14 protein-coding genes are annotated in these 15345 nt (G+C 64.6%); 5 read left to right on the forward strand and 9 right to left on the reverse strand.

Translation table 11 applies throughout. From position 1 onward, the window contains the following. Positions 1-2: 2 nt before the first annotated feature. From GM909_RS18520 to GM909_RS18530, 3 genes are read right to left on the reverse strand one after another with little or no spacing between them, the layout of a single operon-like run. Positions 3-314: a HepT-like ribonuclease domain-containing protein gene (locus GM909_RS18520; RefSeq protein ID WP_235911965.1), complete on the reverse strand. Its 312-nt coding sequence runs from the start codon at positions 312-314 to the stop codon at positions 3-5. Positions 315-327: 13 nt separating this feature from the next. After that, positions 328-624 (reverse strand): nucleotidyltransferase family protein, encoded by a 297-nt coding sequence (locus GM909_RS18525; protein WP_157018590.1) that lies wholly within the window; start codon positions 622-624, stop codon positions 328-330. A gap of 45 nt (positions 625-669) precedes the next feature. Continuing rightward, positions 670-2145 (reverse strand): aldehyde dehydrogenase family protein, encoded by a 1476-nt coding sequence (locus tag GM909_RS18530; protein WP_157018592.1) that lies wholly within the window; start codon positions 2143-2145, stop codon positions 670-672. 201 nt (positions 2146-2346) lie between these two features. Here GM909_RS18530 and zwf point away from each other — a divergent pair, with 201 nt between their 5' ends. From zwf to edd, 3 genes are read left to right on the forward strand one after another with little or no spacing between them, the layout of a single operon-like run. Continuing rightward, positions 2347-3819 (forward strand): glucose-6-phosphate dehydrogenase, encoded by a 1473-nt coding sequence (zwf, locus tag GM909_RS18535; RefSeq protein ID WP_157018594.1) that lies wholly within the window; start codon positions 2347-2349, stop codon positions 3817-3819. Continuing rightward, positions 3819-4535 (forward strand): 6-phosphogluconolactonase, encoded by a 717-nt coding sequence (gene pgl / locus GM909_RS18540; protein WP_157018597.1) that lies wholly within the window; start codon positions 3819-3821, stop codon positions 4533-4535. Before zwf ends, pgl begins: the two co-directional genes overlap by 1 nt. 26 nt (positions 4536-4561) lie before the next feature. Continuing rightward, positions 4562-6376 (forward strand): phosphogluconate dehydratase, encoded by a 1815-nt coding sequence (gene edd / locus GM909_RS18545; protein ID WP_157018599.1) that lies wholly within the window; start codon positions 4562-4564, stop codon positions 6374-6376. Between the two features lie 198 nt (positions 6377-6574). Here edd and GM909_RS18550 read toward each other — a convergent pair whose 3' ends face one another. The 4 genes from GM909_RS18550 to GM909_RS18565 all read right to left on the reverse strand — a co-directional run bounded on the left by GM909_RS18550 (position 6575) and on the right by GM909_RS18565 (position 11575). Then, on the reverse strand, positions 6575-7531 hold the full coding sequence (locus tag GM909_RS18550; protein ID WP_198174307.1) for a retron St85 family RNA-directed DNA polymerase: 957 nt from the start codon (positions 7529-7531) through the stop codon (positions 6575-6577). Continuing rightward, positions 7528-8487, reverse strand: a complete 960-nt coding sequence (locus tag GM909_RS25820; protein WP_198174308.1) for a retron St85 family effector protein — start codon at positions 8485-8487, stop codon at positions 7528-7530. The genes GM909_RS18550 and GM909_RS25820 overlap by 4 nt, the downstream gene beginning before the upstream one ends. A gap of 1157 nt (positions 8488-9644) precedes the next feature. Beyond that, complete coding sequence (locus GM909_RS18560; RefSeq protein ID WP_157018605.1) at positions 9645-10607, reverse strand: GlxA family transcriptional regulator; 963 nt, start codon at positions 10605-10607, stop codon at positions 9645-9647. A gap of 68 nt (positions 10608-10675) precedes the next feature. Then, positions 10676-11575 (reverse strand): bifunctional methylenetetrahydrofolate dehydrogenase/methenyltetrahydrofolate cyclohydrolase, encoded by a 900-nt coding sequence (locus GM909_RS18565; protein ID WP_157018607.1) that lies wholly within the window; start codon positions 11573-11575, stop codon positions 10676-10678. Between the two features lie 173 nt (positions 11576-11748). Between GM909_RS18565 and proC the strand changes: the two genes are divergently transcribed. Then, positions 11749-12561: a pyrroline-5-carboxylate reductase gene (proC, locus tag GM909_RS18570; RefSeq protein ID WP_157018609.1), complete on the forward strand. Its 813-nt coding sequence runs from the start codon at positions 11749-11751 to the stop codon at positions 12559-12561. Between the two features lie 13 nt (positions 12562-12574). Here the strand turns inward: proC and GM909_RS18575 are convergent, their stop codons facing one another. Further along, complete coding sequence (locus tag GM909_RS18575; RefSeq protein ID WP_157018611.1) at positions 12575-13912, reverse strand: NAD(P)H-dependent oxidoreductase; 1338 nt, start codon at positions 13910-13912, stop codon at positions 12575-12577. Positions 13913-14112: 200 nt separating this feature from the next. Continuing rightward, positions 14113-14301 (reverse strand): hypothetical protein, encoded by a 189-nt coding sequence (locus GM909_RS18580; RefSeq protein WP_157018613.1) that lies wholly within the window; start codon positions 14299-14301, stop codon positions 14113-14115. A gap of 118 nt (positions 14302-14419) precedes the next feature. On the opposite strand from GM909_RS18580, the gene gcvA reads away from it, so the two are divergent. After that, entirely contained in the window at positions 14420-15331 is a 912-nt protein-coding gene (gene gcvA / locus GM909_RS18585) for a transcriptional regulator GcvA (RefSeq protein WP_157018615.1), read from the forward strand. Positions 15332-15345 lie beyond the last annotated feature (14 nt).

Genomic DNA, 15345 nt, shown 5'->3' on the forward strand with positions numbered 1-15345 from the left:
TGTCATTCAATTTCCTTGCGAACGGCCTCTTCGAGCCCGTCCAGATGATTGAGGACTGTGTTCCACAGAAAGCGCGGCAGAACATCCTCGTAGTCATGGCGATAGACATTGCCCGCGCCCGCGATCCGATCCCATGGCACTTCTGGATGGCGGGCCTTCAGGACGTCCGGGAGCCGTCGCGACGCCTCAGAGATGATCTCAAGGCAGCGCGTCACGGCGTACAGGGTCCGCTCGTCCTCGGCGAACGCCTCATAGGACAATCCATCGACGAACCGGTGCGCGAGAGTAATGTTATCGCGGATAGCTTCCAGCACACGGGACGTATCCCTAGAAGGCATGGACGGACCCAGTCCGGACGGCTTGCCTCAGATCGGATTTCAATCCTTCTGCGTTCACCACATCCACCGGCCCCTCGAACATCCCGGCAATGTATGCCTTCAAGCCGACATAGTCGTAGACGCTCAGAGGCACATCCGGATCAAGATCGATCAGGATGTCGATGTCGCTGTCGGGTTGCGCATTTCCCCTGGCAACGGAGCCGAAGAGGGCCGCATGGGTTACGCCCTGCTTGCGCAACTCGCCCTTGTGCCGCTGGAGCGTCTTGATGATTTGCTTACAATCCATGGCGCCAAGGTACCTCGGAAGGATCGCCGGTTCAATTTTGTATCGTCACCCGTGATTGAACACCACCGTCTTGGTGGCTGACATGTCGTAGAGCGCCTCAAAACCCTTTTCGCGCCCGTGACCCGATTTCTTGAAGCCGCCGAACGGCAATTCGATGCCGCCGCCCGCGCCATAGCCGTTGACGAAGACCTGTCCCGCGCGCACCCGCTTGGCCACGCGGTGCTGGCGCGCCCCGTCCTTGGTCCACACGCCGGCAACGAGCCCGTATTCGGTGGAATTGGCAATGCGGATAGCGTCGGCTTCGTCGCCAAAGGGCGTCACGGTCAGAACCGGCCCGAACACTTCTTCCTGCGCGATCGCCTGGCCGGGATCGACCGAGCCGAAGAGCGCCGGCGCGAAATAGTAGCCATCAGACGGCGCATCGCTCGCCACGGTGCCGCGCGCCAGGAGAGTGACGCCGGCCTCCTCGGCGGCCGCAACCATGCCCGCGACGCGCTCCTTCTGCATCGGGTTGATCAAGGCACCGAGATCGAGATCGGCGTCGTGCGGCCCGGCCACCAGCTTGGAGAAGCGGTCGGCCAGCGCCGAAGCGACGCGCTCATAGACCGGCTGCTCGATCAGGATCCGGCTGCCGGCCGAGCAGGTCTGGCCGCCATTCTGGATGACCGCGTTGACGAGCACCGGCAGGGCCGCTTCGATATCGGCATCGGCAAAGACGATCTGCGGCGACTTGCCGCCAAGCTCCATCGTCACGCCGCGATTGTTTGTCGCGGCCGCCTGCTGGATGGCGGTGCCCGTTGCCGTCGAGCCGGTAAAGGTGACGTAGTCGACCAGCGGATGGGCCGAAAGCGCAGCACCCGCGTCGCGGCCATAGCCGGTGATGACGTTGAAGACGCCCGCCGGAACGCCGGCCTCCAGCGCCAGTTCGGCAATGCGCACCGCGCTCAGCGATGCGTCCTCGGCCGGCTTGACCACCAGCGTATTGCCCATGGCGAGCGCCGCACCGGCCACGCGGGCGAGAATCTGCAACGGATAGTTCCACGGGATGATGCCGGCCACGACACCGTGCGGCTCGCGCAGGGTGAGCGCGGTATAGCCGTCAAGGAACGGGATCGTGTCGCCATGGATCTTGTCGGCCGCGCCGCCGTAGAATTCGTAGTAGCGCATCGTCGCGGTCACGTCCGCTCGGCCCTGCCGGATCGGCTTGCCGGTGTCGCGCGATTCGAGCGCGGCGAGTTCGTCGCCATGCTGCTCGATCAGAAGGCCGAGCCGCGTCAGGCAGCGGCCGCGCTCGACCGCCGGCATGCGACCCCAGGGGCCCTCGTCGAAGGCGCGCCGCGCCGCCTGCACGGCCATGTCGACATCCTCGACCGCGGATGCCGGGATGGAGGCGAAGACCTTGCCGTCGGACGGGCAAGCAACGTCGATGCGTTTGCCCGACAAGGCCTCCATCTGCTTGCCGTCGATCAAGTTCATCACCGCAAGTCCTTGCGCGACCGTACGCGACAGATGTGTTCCCATGGCGGTTCTCCCATATTGCATGGCGGCCCGTTGTCGGGCCCAATGCGGCTGGCCTCATGCACAGTGTGCAGGCACGGCGATCTATGACAAACGGGACGGGCCCGACAGTGTCAAGGGACAAGAACGAGCAGGCCAGGACTGGCCATCTTAAATCGATTAGACTATACGAGCCGGCAGCGTTGCCGCAGGATTGGATATGACATGACCAGCCAGACCATACCCGTCGAGCCTTTCGACTTCATCGCCTTCGGCGGCACCGGCGACCTGGCCGAGCGCAAGCTTCTGCCGGCGCTCTATCAGCGCCAGAAGGCGGGGCAGTTTTCCGAGCCGACGCGCATCATCGGCGCCTCGCGCTCGAAGCTGGGCGACGAGGACTACCGTGAATTCGCCCGCAAGGCGATCACCGAGCATGTCAGGGCCGACGAGATCGACGGGACCGAGCTTGACGCCTTCCTGGCAAGGCTCTCCTATGTCGCCATCGACGCCAAATCGGGCGACGGCTTCGAGGCGTTGGCGGCCACGCTCGGTGACAGCCCGCGCATCCGCGTCTTCTACATGGCGGTGGCGCCGGCGCTGTTCGGCGACATCTGCGCCAATCTCAAGACGCACGCCCTGGCGACGCCCCAGGCACGCATCGTGGTCGAAAAGCCGATCGGGCGCGACCTCGCCTCGGCCCGCGACGTCAACGACGCGATCGGCCAAGTGTTCGAGGAGCACCAGGTCTTCCGCATCGACCATTATCTGGGCAAGGAAACGGTGCAGAACCTGATGGCGCTGCGCTTCGCCAATGCGCTCTACGAGCCTCTGTGGAACTCGGCCCATATCGACCATGTGCAGATCACCGTGGCCGAGATGGTGGGGCTCGAAGACCGCGTCAGCTACTACGACAAGGCCGGCGCGCTGCGCGACATGGTGCAAAACCACCTGCTGCAGCTTCTCTGCCTCGTCGCCATGGAGGTGCCCGCCTCGATGGAGGCCGACGCGGTGCGCGACGAAAAGCTCAAGGTCCTGCGCTCGCTGACGCCGATCCGCGACACCGAGGCCGGCAAGCTGACCGTGCGCGGCCAATACCGGGCCGGCGCGTCGGCCGGCGGCGCGGTCAAGGGCTATGTCGAGGAACTCGCCAACGGCTCCAGCACCACCGAGACCTTCGTCGCCATCAAGGCCGAGATCGCCAACTGGCGCTGGGCCGGCATCCCGTTCTATCTGCGCACGGGCAAGCGGCTCGCCGCGCGCGTCTCCGAGATCGTCATCGAGTTCAAGCCGATCCCGCATTCGATCTTCGGCGAGGGCGCCGGCGAGGTCTTCGCCAATCAGCTCGTCATCCGCCTGCAGCCCGACGAGGGTGTGAAGCAGTGGATCATGATCAAGGACCCCGGCCCCGGCGGCATGCGGCTGCGCCATGTGCCGCTCGACATGAGCTTTGCCGAATCCTTCGACGTGCGCAACCCGGATGCCTATGAGCGGCTGGTGATGGATGTGGTGCGCGGCAACCAGACGCTGTTCATGCGCCGCGACGAGGTCGAGGCGGCGTGGAAATGGATCGATCCGATCCTCGGCGCCTGGGAGGACTCGCACCAGGACGCCCAGGGCTACACCGCCGGAACATGGGGGCCGTCCGGCTCCATCGCGCTGATCGAGCGCGACGGCAGGACATGGCACGAGAGCGTGTGATGCCCGACGGACAAGCGACGCTTCAGACCTTCCCCTCGCCCGAACGACTGGCGCAGGCGCTGGCCGAACGCATCGCCGGGCAGCTCGACACGGCGATCGCCGCACGCGGCCACGCAACGCTGGCCGTTTCCGGCGGCACGACGCCCGAGCGCTTCTTCGCCGCCCTTGCCGCACAGCCGATCGATTGGTCGAAGGTCACCGTCACGCTGGTCGACGAGCGTTTCGTGCCGCCCGCCTCGCCGCGCTCCAACGAGGCCCTGGTGCGCCGCATCCTGCTTCAGGGCAAGGCCGCCGCCGCCCGCTTCGTACCGCTCTTCACCGACGCGCCGACACCGGACGCCGCCGCCCTTGTGGCCGACACAGCGATCGCCGCCCTTCCCCTGCCCTTCGACGCGCTGGTGCTCGGCATGGGCAGCGACGGCCACACCGCCTCCTTCTTTCCCGACGCGGCCAATCTCGACACGCTACTTTCGCCGCAAAATCCCGCCCGCGTCATGGCCGTCGACACAAAGGCCGGCGGCGAGCCGCGCCTGACGCTGACGCTGCCGACGATCGCCGCCGCACGGCTCGTCGTGCTGCATATCGAGGGCACGGCCAAGAAGGCCGTTCTCGACGAGGCCCTTTCACCGGCCGGCTCCGACCTGCCGATCCGCACAGTCATCGACCGTGCCCAATTTCCCGTCACAATAGTCTGGGCGCCCTCCCACGCCGCCTGACAACAAGCCCCGGAGGCTCAGCCAAAATGACCGCCACAGCCGCCATCGAAGCCGTCACCACCCGCATCCGCGAGCGCTCGAAACCCTCGCGCGAGCTCTATCTCGCCCGCATCGACGAGGCCGCCGGCCGCGGCCCGCACCGCCAGGTGCTGTCCTGCGGCAACCTCGCCCACGGCTTCGCCGCCTGCGGCCCGGCCGACAAGGCCGCGCTTTCGGCCGACCGCGTGGCCAATCTCGGCATCATCACCGCCTATAACGACATGCTGTCGGCGCATCAGCCCTTCGAGACCTTCCCCGCGCTCATCAAGGCCGCCGCGCACGAGGCGGGCGGCGTGGCCCAGGTCGCCGGCGGCGTGCCGGCCATGTGCGACGGCGTCACGCAGGGCCGCCCGGGCATGGAGCTGTCCTTGTTTTCGCGCGACCTGATCGCCATGGCCGCCGCCGTCGGCCTGAGCCACGACATGTTCGACGCCGCCGTCTATCTGGGCGTGTGCGACAAGATCGTGCCGGGCCTCGTCACCGCCGCGCTGACCTTCGGCCATCTGCCCGCCATCTTCATCCCAGCCGGCCCCATGACCTCCGGCCTGCCGAACGACGAGAAGGCGCGGATCCGCCAGCTCTATGCCGAGGGCAAGGTCGGCCGCGACGAACTGCTTGAGGCCGAATCGAAGTCCTATCACGGGCCCGGCACCTGCACCTTCTACGGCACGGCCAATTCCAACCAGATGCTGATGGAGATCATGGGCCTGCACCTGCCCGGCGCCTCCTTCGTCAATCCGGGCACGCCGCTCAGGGACGCGCTGACGAAGGAAGCCGCCAGACGCGCGCTCGAAATCACCGCGCTCGGCAACGACTACCGCCCCGCCGGGCGCATGATCGACGAGCGCTCGATCGTCAACGGCGTCGTCGGCCTCAACGCCACCGGCGGCTCGACCAACCACACGATCCACCTGATCGCCATGGCGGCCGCCGCCGGCATCAAGCTCACCTGGCAGGACATTGCCGACATTTCCGAAGCCGTGCCGCTGCTCGCCCGCGTCTATCCGAACGGGCTGGCCGACGTGAACCATTTCAACGCCGCCGGCGGCATGGGTTTCCTGATCCGCGAACTGCTCGCCGCCGGGCTCCTGCACGAGGACGTCTCGACCGTCTGGGGCGAAGGCCTCGCGCCCTATACGGTGGAGGCGAAGCTCGGCAAGGACGGCCAGGTCATCCGCCAGCCCTCGCCGGAGAAAAGCGGCGACGCAAAAGTGCTGACGACGCACCAAAAGCCCTTCCAGGCGACGGGCGGGCTGAAGGTGATGTCGGGCAATCTCGGCCACGCCATCATCAAGACATCGGCGGTCAAGCCCGAGCGCCGCGTCATCGAGGCGCCGGCCATCGTCTTCGACAGCCAGGAAGAGCTCAACGCCGCCTTCAAGGAGGGTCGCCTCGACCGCGATTTCGTCGCCGTGGTGCGCTTCCAGGGGCCAAAGGCCAACGGCATGCCGGAACTGCACCGCCTGACCACCGTGCTCGGCGTGCTGCAGGACCGCGGGCACAAGGTTGCACTCGTCACCGACGGCCGCATGTCGGGCGCCAGCGGAAAAGTCCCGGCAGCGATCCATGTCACACCCGAGGCGATCGACGGCGGGCCGATCGGCCGGATCGACACCGGCGACATGATCCGCGTCGACGGCGAGGCGGGCATCCTCGAAGCCTTCGTCAATGAGGCCGAGCTCGAGCGCCGCCCGGCCCCGGCGCCGGATCTTTCGGCCAATGAACACGGCCTCGGCCGCGAGCTCTTCGCCGGGTTCAGGGAGCTGGCCGGACGGGCAGACGAAGGCGCGGCGGTGTTTTGAGGGGGAGCGTGAGGACGTTGAGGGCCTGAAAATCGGCGTCGTGTTTGGGGCTGGGAGGGGACTGTCTGCTAACGGACGAGGCTCCGAAAAAGCAGCCATTTCAACGCCAAATTGCTGCCCGCAACGTTTAGACCAAAGGAAACTTAGGGTGGAAGATGGGTCTCGTCGGGTTCTAATAGCCAATTCCTGACCCGAAGCTCATTCGAGCAAATCCAAGGTCGGCGGGTTGGATTCGAAGCGCTGGATAAATGTTATGATGGAATGACCGTAGCGACGCCGCAGCACGTCTAGGAACTGCGGTTCGACGCTGTTCACGAAGCCGAGCATGCCTTTCAATTCAGCGATCTGGTCGTTGTCGAGTAGGTCTTTAGTGGCGCTGTGGACTTGCGCATGGAGGATACGCTTGCGCTCGTGTCCTATCGAGACACGGCCATCATTGGTGAGCGTCAGGCCAGTGACTCGCCGACCATACTTCCTAGTGATGCGGGTGGTTTTTTGACCGTTGATGAGCAGTTTAGGGTATTCCAGTCCGGCGAGCGTCGTTCTGACCATCTTCTCCACATTGACCAGGTAGCCCGTCCTAGGCGCGGAGAAGGTCAGATCGTCGGCGTACCGCGTATAGGTGACATGATCTCTTGCCACTTCGGCCGCGATTCGCTTGTCGAACTCGTAAAGTAGGGCATTTGATACGAATGGAGATGAGGGGGCGCCGATGGCCAAGCGCATGACAGCGCTGCCCTTTGGACGCTGGAACAGCAGAAGGGCAGTTTGCCGTACATCGACCGGGTCGGTGAGAGCGCCAGTCTCTTTGCAGTACAATGTCCAATCACGCGGCTTGATCGATGGGAAGAAGTCCTTGAAATCCATCTTGAGGATCGGCCCGTCCCCAGCATGCCGCAAGGCGTTGTCCTTGATAGACATCTCCGGTCGATATGCCGTCGCTGCTTCGTGCACGGGCAATACGCGGAGTAATACGTCGCTCAGCGCCCGTTGTAGGACTTTTACTTCGCGCGCCGGTTGGGAGATCGTTCTAGAGCCACCAGAGCGCTTCGGGATTTGGTATGTTTTGTACCGGAGGGGAGCATTGCGGATGATTCGCTCGACTGTTGTCGCTTCCAGTCCCGATTCGAAGGATAGGATGTCGATGATGCTCATCTGGCAACACCTTTCAATGCAGCTTGGATCGCGCTGAAGCGCGCGTCGTCGTGCGCCTTCCAGTATTCGCTTATCTGTGCTCGCCAACGGTCTCGCGGCTCGACCGAAGCATCTTTCTTCAGCTTGTATTCGATCGCGTTCCCCTTGTTGGGCACGGCGCAGTAGTAGTCGATAAAGCCCCTTCGATCTTTTTTGATCCATTCTGCGCTTGTCGCGCAGAGGAGGTAGTCGTCCAGCTTCCCCGCTTTCAGGTTGACCTGGAATGGACCTACGAGCGTCTCGATCTCCTCAAATGTCAGCGCCGAGTAGTGTTGGATGAGGCCGACAATGAGCTTAATTATGTGGCCCGGCCTTTCGGGGTCGAAAGTGGTCGGCTCCTTTACCTCGCTCTTCCGAGCATTGATTGCCGTGACAATGCGGTTTTCGAACACCCTAAGGTTAAGGTCGCTTACATCCCGGATGCTCCTGATGCTGATATCGTTGCGGTCGACCACGCAGACGGACGACTGACCGATATTGTTTTGAAGGTAAAGGACTGGGCCAAGCCGAATAAATGAGTCCGCGTTGTAGCTTTCGTCGTCAATGACCACGAGCAGGCGCTCCGCGATCTCCTCAATCATCGCGAAAGCGCCGAGTTCGGTAAAGCTGCCGTTGCTCTCGGAGAAGAGGATGACCAAGTCTACAATCTCAGCGAATTCAGTCTCGAAACTCAGTATGTCCTTGTATTGCCCGTGAGGGGGAAAGATTCTGAGATCTTCGGGCATGATAGTGTAGTACTGCCGCAAGTCTGCCGCGGTATAGATGCGCGTAAAGGCTTCACGCAGAGAAATGGGCCTTGGCTGAGTCACGTCCGTCTTTCCGCCACACAGAAAGATCAGCGAACTCGGCGCTTTGACATGGATCGTACCAAGGTCGATCCGGTCGACTAAGTCGACTATGTCGCCTCCGACTATCACTTACCCTTGGAGGTGTGGAAGAACGAGGGGTTTTACCGAGCGGAGCGTCCTATCAAGGCGGTAAGACACCGCGTTGTTCCACACCGGAAAAAACCTAGCAATCAATTGAGGTCTGACGGAGCGTCGGACCAAGCACGAACTGTGCTTCTCGCGTAAGCTGTACATGTGCTCCCACCCTCCAGTGATTCTGTCAAGTAATTTGCATCTGGACGCTGAAGTTCGCAACATTTGCGGGAGGCATTGCTTGCCTCTATGCACATTTCTTCAACCCATCAGCGCTGAACCCAGACACACTGCATCCGTCCCCAGCGCTTCCCGACTCCAGTCGCGGCATCCCCGGCACCACCCGAAATTGGCCTACTGGATGGCCTCTATGCATTTCAGCCAATCCCGAGGACAGCCGCATTCCAGTCCTAACTCCTCGTGATTGCACCAAAATTTGCCCAATTATTTCCACGCTCTTTCCACCCGCCATATCCTCGACCTGCCCGTCTCTTCGGGATCGCGCCGGCGCGACGGTGCGGGTGCGGAGGCGGGACGGCGCCGCCGGTCCGGAGGACGTAGCCGGGCCTGCGGCCGGAGTGTTGTTCCGCTGAGGAGGCGGTTTTAAAAAGCGTCCGTCCGGGCGGTAACGTTCGGCCGGGCGCAAACAGCGGCCCCAACCATCCGGGGCGCGCTGGGCCGTTCTCCGGGCAGCCAGTATCCTTCTGGATACAGGCTGCCCCGCCTCGGGACGAATTCCCGGCGGACCTCCGGAAAAGACGCCGAACGGGCGGTCTTCGGATCGCATTAAAATAGAATTCGGACGCGTTTCGACGACCGCCCGTCTTCCCGTTCTTTGACATCACCCGGCCGGAAAAGGCGCGGGAACGAATAGGCATGGGTACGCCGTCGGGATGACGCGCCTTGCGAATACCCCACCACCGTCATCCCGGAAGCCCGAAGGGCTATCCGGGACCCATTGGAAGAACCCCGTCGAGCACGGCCCTCCTGAGCGTGTCGAAGGGCCTCATCCTGGCACGTGTCAGAGCCGACAGCGCCCGGCCGCGCATCTCAATGGGTCCCGGCTCGCGCTCGCGATGCTCGCCCGGCCGGGATGACGCGAGGATATTGTCCCCTCACCCCGAGCCCCTCGAGGGGCCGAGCCTGCCGAGGCCTCAATACGTCGTGCGGCGTTCCTCCGAGGGCGGGCGTCCGAATTGCAGCCGGTAGCTCTGGGCGAAATAGGAATGCGAGGTGAAGCCGGTGGCGATTGCCACGTCGAGGATCGGCAGGTTGGTCTGGCGCAAAAGCTCGCGCGCCCGTTCGAGCCGAAGCCGCATGTAATAGCGCCCCGGCGTCATGTTGAGATGGCGCAAAAACAGCCGCTCTACCTGGCGCACCGAGAGCCCCGCCGCCTTGGCGAGCTCGACCGCAGACCACGGCTCGTCGAGATTTTCCGCCATCAGCGCGACGATCCGCTTCAGCTTCTCCGATTTTCCCGTCAGATCGCGCTCCGGCCCGACACGCTGGCGGTCGGTGTCGCCGCGAATGCGCTCGTGGTGGAACTGGTTGGCCACCTGGTTGGCGAGGTCGGCGCCGAGATCGCAGCGGATGATCTCCAGCATCAGATCGATCGAGGTCGTGCCGCCGGCGCAGGTATAGCGCTTGCGGTCGATCTCGAAGACATTGCCCGTGCACTCGATTTCGGGAAAGCGCTCGACGAAGCCGGCGCGGTTTTCCCAGTGGATGGTGCAGCGATGGCCCTCGAGCTGGCCGGCCTCTGCGAGAAGGTAGGAGCCGACCGACAGCGCCCCGAGCGCAGCGCCGCGCCGGCCGCGCGAGCGCAGCGCGCCGAGCACCTTGCTCTTGCCGGGAAATTCCAGCGCCAGCCCGACGCAGGCGAAGAGGATGTCGACCGGCGGCAGGTCGCCGACCGCATAGTCGACCTTCAAGGGAAGTCCGTTGGAGGCGACGACCGGGTCGCCGTCGGGCGAGGCCGTCATCCAGGCGTAATAGTCGCGGCCGGCCAGGCGGTTGGCCGAGCGGAAGACGTCGATTGCCGCGGCGAGCGAGAACATCGAGAACTTGTCGACCAACAGGAAGGCGAATTGCCGCTCGGGCAGCACATGATCAGACATGAATAGAAAGTTCTAATGCAATCGGCCGCCGGCGCAATGGGCATTCGCCCCCTGCCCGCCGGCATGCGTCAGAACGTCGGCACTTCCGCGCCCGCCGCCCGCGCCGCCGCCGTCAGCGTGTTGGCCATCAGCATGGCGATCGTCATCGGACCCACCCCGCCCGGCACCGGCGTGATGGCGCCGGCGACCTTCTCGGCCGCGACGAAATCGACGTCGCCGACGAGCCTGGTCTTGCCCTCGCCCTTTTCCGGCGCCGGCACGCGGTTGATGCCGACATCGATCACGGTGGCACCGGGCTTGATCCAGTCGCCGCCGATCATCTTCGGCCGGCCGACGGCGGCGATCAGGATATCGGCAGTGCGGCAGAGCGCAGGCAGTTCGTGCGTGCGGCTATGGGCGATCGTGACGGTCGCGTTGGCCTTCAACAGCAGGTTGGCGATCGGCTTGCCGACGATATTGGAACGGCCGACGACGACGGCGTTGAGGCCGGAGAGGTCGCGCCCGCGCGCACGCTCGATCATCACCATGGCGCCGGCCGGCGTGCACGGCACGAAGGCGGTTTCGAGTTCCCCCGTGCCGAGCTTGCCGACATTGATGAAGTGAAAGCCGTCGACATCCTTTTCAGGCGCCACCGCCTGGATGACGCGGCCCGAATTCATGTGGTCCGGCAGGGGAAGCTGCACCAGGATGCCGTGGATCGCCGGATCGGAATTGAGGTCGCCGATAAGCCCGAGAAGCGCGTCCTCGGTGGTCGTTTCCGGCAGCGAATGCTGGACGGAGTGAAAGCCGCATTCCTTGGCCTTCCTCGACTTGGAGGCGACATAGACCTGGCTCGCCGGATCCTCGCCGACAATGACGACGGCGATGCCGGGCACCGTCCCGCTGGAGGCTTTGAGCGCGGCCGCGCCCTCCTTCACCTTCGCCACCACGTCTTCGGCGATTGACTTGCCGTCGATGATCTCGGCCATGGGCGTCCCCTTGCTCAGTCCCGGTTGCGCGCCCCGCCTTATCCGACAAATCGCCCGGCGACCATCCCCTCAATTGCGCCATGCCGTGCCGTTCCCCGTCAAAGCTTGCCTTTGCCGGCCGTGCGCTTCAAAAGGACGGGCGAACAAGCCGCAATCTTGAGGGAGAGAGAAACATGTCGGTGAAGGTGGTTCTGGTCGGTTGCGGCAATATGGGTTTCGCCATGCTCGACGGCTGGCTGAAGGCGGGCCGGCTCGAGGCGGGCGAGGTGCTCGTCGTCGAGCCCAATGCCGATCTGCGCCAGCGCGCCGCCGGGCTCGGCGTCGCCGCCGCCGCGTCGGCCGGTGACGCGCCCTCGGATATCAGCCCGCTGCTCGTCATCTTCGCCGTCAAGCCGCAGGTCATGCGCGACGTCGTCCCCGCCTATCGCCCTCTGGCAAAAAAGGGCGCGACCTTCCTGTCGATCGCCGCCGGCACCGGCGTGGCGGTCTTCGAGGATCTTCTGGGCAACGACACTGCGGTCATCCGCTGCATGCCCAACACGCCGGCGGCCATCGGCAAGGGCATGCTGGTCCTGTATTCCAACAAGAATGTCGGCGAACAGGCCCGTGAATTCGTCGGCGAATTGCTGTCGGCCAATGGCCGCGTGGCGACGGTCGACGACGAGGCGCTGATGGATGCGGTGACGGCCGTGTCGGGCTCCGGCCCGGCCTATGTCTTCCATTTCATCGAAGCGCTGACGGCGGCGGGCGGGAAGGCCGGCCTGCCGGCCGACATCGCCAAGCTGCTCGCCATGCAGACCGTCTTTGGTGCCGCATCGCTCGCCGCCGAAAGCGGCGAGGAACCCGGCAGGCTGCGCGAACAGGTCACCAGCCCCGGCGGCACGACCGCCGCCGCGCTCGCCGTGCTGATGGGCGAAGACAGGCTGACGGACCTCGTCACCGAGGCGGTGGAAGCGGCGCGCAAGCGCAGCGTGGAACTGGGGTAAGCAAGGCTGCCGGTCAGGCGTCGACGGGCGCGGCCGGCTCGCCGTAAAGCATCTCGTCCTGCATCTTGCGCAGCGCGTAGAGCCGCGTCGTGGTGTCGGGCGTCGCATTGTCCGCCGTCAGCACCTCGCCCTTCTTCACCGCCTTCGTCACCCTGCCGCCTTCCAGGAGGCCGACGGGCACCGCACGGGCCGCGCGCGCATCCTTGACCGTCATGGTCCATGAGCGGTAGCAGGTCTCGCCGATCGCATCGAAGGTCTCGCCGGGCGCAAGGTCGCGCTTGGCCACCGCGCAGACCTCGGCCACCGGACGCGCGAGCGGCACCATGTCGGGCTTGCCGGAAAGCATGATGCGCGCCGCCGTCAGCGGCACCTCCAGCGAGGTTAGGTGATAGGGGCGGAAGAAGGCATAATAGGGCCCCGTGCCGATATGCAGGTCGTCCATGCGCTCGATGATGCGCGGATGGGTCGCCTCGACGATGACGAAGACGCCGGGGGCCACGCCCTTGCCGACCGTATAGTCGACCACGCCCCTTCGCGAGAGGATGCCGCCGTCTTCGCGCGGGATCAGCACCTTGACCATCTCGTCGCGGTCGGCCTTCGGCCCGTGCATTCCGGGAACATCCGGCACCAGCCCGGTGGCATTGGCGATCGCGGCCATCTCGACCATGGTCTTCGAGCCGTCGACGAACTCGACCAGCATGCGCGGGTTCATGTTGCGCCGGGTGGCCTCCTCGACATAGTCGTCGGGCACGGCGTCATGGTTGAGCGGGTTGTTCTTGCCCTTGCCGGCTGCGACCACGCGGTAGCCTAGCGCGGTGGCGAATTCGATCAGTTCCATGCAGGACGATGGCTCGTCGCCGGCGCCCAGCGAATAGACGACGCCCAACCGGTCGGCGGCCTGTTTCAGATAGGGGCCGATCGTAACGTCGGCCTCGACATTCATCATCACGACATGCTTGCCGTGCTCCATCGCCATCAGGTCGAAATCGGCCGCCACGCCGGGCTTGCCGGTGGCGTCGATGACGACGTCAATCAGCGGATTGGTGACCAGCAATTCGTTGGATGTAACCGCGATCCTGCCGGCTTCGATGGCCGCACTGAGCTGCGAGGCCGTGCCGGCTTCATGCGCCCTGCCCTCATCGCCATAGGCGATGCGGATCGCGGCGCGCGCGGTGTGCGGCCTGCGGGTGGAAATGGCGCAGATCTCGATGCCGGGCATCAGCATGCCCTGGGTCACCAGGTCCGTGCCCATTTCGCCGGAGCCGATGACACCGATGCGCACCGGATTTCCTCGCTCCGCCCGCTCGGCCAGGTCGCGGGCAAGCCCCGTCAGGGCGATGTTTGACGTCACTGAAGTTGCCTTGCCTGTCGTTTCCTCTCGGCGGTCGTGCCGCGCGTGGACATAGACTGCCGGCCACTTCCATTGTCAATGCGCGGCTGCGTCGCGCCACGGCCGCGCCATACGGGCAATTGCGACCGTGGAACCGATTGTGGCGCACGTCAACCTTTTGCAGGCCGGTTGAGACGGCTCTCGATTCTGGTGCCAAGGCATCAGTCGACAAAGTTCTTCATCCGCGATGGACGGACATCGCGCAGGCCGATGTCATATTCCAGGCCGGGCGGAAACGAGCTGACGTCGGGTACCCGTCCAGCCTTGCGGCGGCGCGCTTGCGGCCACCGGAAAAGCGAGCCCAGCAATGCTGCCGTCCTGCAGTGGATCGTATGCGCAATCGTGTTCATGGGGAAATCTCCCATTCGTTTCGGCACAAGGCCAATTGATCCGATTGCGCAAAGATGCGTATGATTTCGCCTATGTTCCAATTGAATATCGATCAGGATACATAAGGCTAATTAATTCATGAGAGCGATCGACCTTCCCCCGTTGGCGGCTCTGCGCGCCTTCGAGGCCGCCGCGCGCCACGGCAGCTTCACCAAGGCCGCCGCCGAACTCGGCATGACCCAGGCCGCCATCAGCTATCAGATCAAGGTTCTGGAAGACCGCATGGGCCGGCCGCTCTTTACGCGCCGACCGCGGCAGGTCAGCCTGACATTTGCCGGACGGCAATTGGCGCCCGCGGTCAGCGACGCCTTCGAACGCATAGCCGCCGCTTACGCACAGGCGCGCGGCACGAGTGAGGGCGTCTTGACCGTCTCGGTGGCCCAGACCTTCGCCACGCATTGGCTGGCGCCGAACTTGAGCACGTTTCAAGCGCTCCATCCCGATCTTGCCGTGCGGCTGGAATCGAGCCAGCGCATGGCGGATTTCGAAACGGAGGACGTGGATCTCGCCGTGCGATCCGGCGCCGGCAACTGGCCGGGCCTTGCCCGGCACATGCTGGTCGGGGCCAATTTCACGCCAATGCTGAGCCCGCGCCTGGCCGAATCGATCGGCGGCGTGCGTGAACCGGCCGACCTGCTGCGCCTGCCGATCCTCGATGCCAACGATCCCTGGTGGACGCTGTGGCTGGAGGCTGCAGGTGTTGCGCCCGAACGCCTGCACAAGGGACCACCATCGGTCATGGGCGTTCAGGCCCTGGAAGCGCGCGCGGCGATCGCAGGCCGCGGCGTCGCCATCCTCACGCCGGCATTCTATCGCGACGAGATCGAACAGGGCCTCCTCGTCCAGCCTTTCGAACTCACCTGCTCGGACGGGTTGGCCTACTGGCTCGTCTATCCCGAACGCCGCCGCCACGTGCCGAAAATCCGCGCCTTTCGCGACTGGATCACGAAAGCCGTCGCCGAAGACAGGGCGATGGTCACACCGCGCTGAACCGACCTCGCTGT

This window comes from Mesorhizobium xinjiangense (assembly GCF_009749525.1).
Lineage (GTDB): Bacteria > Pseudomonadota > Alphaproteobacteria > Rhizobiales > Rhizobiaceae > Mangrovimarina > Mangrovimarina xinjiangensis.

What these genes read in the sequence shown, in the direction of transcription:
- proC (WP_157018609.1), top strand. Translation starts at nt 11,749, where the DNA reads ATGTCGGTGAAGGTGGTTCTGGTCGGTTGCGGCAATATGGGTTTCGCC.
- GM909_RS18530 (WP_157018592.1), bottom strand. Translation starts at nt 2,145, where the DNA reads ATGGGAACACATCTGTCGCGTACGGTCGCGCAAGGACTTGCGGTGATG.
- GM909_RS18565 (WP_157018607.1), bottom strand. Translation starts at nt 11,575, where the DNA reads ATGGCCGAGATCATCGACGGCAAGTCAATCGCCGAAGACGTGGTGGCG.
- GM909_RS18560 (WP_157018605.1), bottom strand. Translation starts at nt 10,607, where the DNA reads ATGTCTGATCATGTGCTGCCCGAGCGGCAATTCGCCTTCCTGTTGGTC.
- pgl (WP_157018597.1), top strand. Translation starts at nt 3,819, where the DNA reads ATGCCCGACGGACAAGCGACGCTTCAGACCTTCCCCTCGCCCGAACGA.
- GM909_RS18580 (WP_157018613.1), bottom strand. Translation starts at nt 14,301, where the DNA reads ATGAACACGATTGCGCATACGATCCACTGCAGGACGGCAGCATTGCTG.
- gcvA (WP_157018615.1), top strand. Translation starts at nt 14,420, where the DNA reads ATGAGAGCGATCGACCTTCCCCCGTTGGCGGCTCTGCGCGCCTTCGAG.
- GM909_RS18525 (WP_157018590.1), bottom strand. Translation starts at nt 624, where the DNA reads ATGGATTGTAAGCAAATCATCAAGACGCTCCAGCGGCACAAGGGCGAG.
- edd (WP_157018599.1), top strand. Translation starts at nt 4,562, where the DNA reads ATGACCGCCACAGCCGCCATCGAAGCCGTCACCACCCGCATCCGCGAG.
- GM909_RS18550 (WP_198174307.1), bottom strand. Translation starts at nt 7,531, where the DNA reads ATGAGCATCATCGACATCCTATCCTTCGAATCGGGACTGGAAGCGACA.
- zwf (WP_157018594.1), top strand. Translation starts at nt 2,347, where the DNA reads ATGACCAGCCAGACCATACCCGTCGAGCCTTTCGACTTCATCGCCTTC.